The organism is Mesorhizobium sp. M8A.F.Ca.ET.021.01.1.1, from assembly GCF_003998025.1.
GTDB lineage: Bacteria > Pseudomonadota > Alphaproteobacteria > Rhizobiales > Rhizobiaceae > Mesorhizobium.
Genome location: NZ_RZSJ01001014.1, coordinates 1 through 890 on the forward strand (window position 1 = coordinate 1; position 890 = coordinate 890).

Genomic DNA, 890 nt, shown 5'->3' on the forward strand with positions numbered 1-890 from the left:
CCACCAGCTTGTGCAGGCCATGCTCGAGCCGGTGCAGCGGCGAATGGTCGAGATCGTGGCCGATCCCGGCGGAGCGTTCGAGCGGAATGGTGAGCGCCAACGCAACGCCGGCCAGCGTGGCATGGACGCCCGACTTCAGCACCAGCACCCACAGGATGGCGCCAAGCACGAGATAGGGCACCAGGCTCATCATCCGCATGCGGTTGAGCACGACAAGCACGGCAATGACGGCGAAGGCCGCGCCGAGATAGGCCAGCGACAGGCCGCTGGTGTAGAATATGGCGATGATGATGACCGCGCCGAGGTCGTCGATGATGGCAAGCGCGGTCAGGAAGACCTTCAGCGAAGCCGGCACGCGGCTGCCGAGCAGCGACAGCACGCCGAGCGCGAAGGCGATATCGGTGGCGGTCGGGATCGCCCAGCCGGACAGTGCGGCCGGATTGTTGCTGTTGACAGCGACATAGACCAGCGCCGGCACCACCATGCCGCCTGCCGCGGCGATGCCGGGCAGCACCCTGCGCGGCCAGGTCGAGAGCTGGCCATCCAGCATCTCGCGCTTGATCTCCAGCCCGACGAGCAGGAAGAACACCGCCATCAGCCCGTCATTGACCCAGTGCGAGACACTGAGCGGCCCGAGATAGGCGTGGAGAACGGCGAAATAGGTTTCGGCGAGCGGCGAATTGGCGACGATCAGGGCAAGGGCGGCCGCTGCCATCAGGATGATGCCGCCGGCCGCCTCGCTGTCGAGGAATTCGCGGAAGACGGAAACCGGCCGCTGCTTCTGATCCTGCATGTCGCCTCCGTCATGCCGCCTGCTCGGCGGATTTTCATTGTCCAAGCGTCGGCGCTGCCCCTCACCTGCCTGCCGGCATCCTCTCCCCGTATAGTGA

Annotated in this window: 1 protein-coding gene; it reads right to left on the reverse strand. The window is 66.0% G+C overall.

Annotated features, from left to right (window positions below):
* Window positions 1-793: Na+/H+ antiporter NhaA (gene nhaA, locus EOA36_RS36270; RefSeq protein ID WP_127281305.1), on the reverse strand; the 793-nt coding region annotated here is incomplete at its 3' end.
* Between the last annotated feature and the right edge of the window lie 97 nt (window positions 794-890).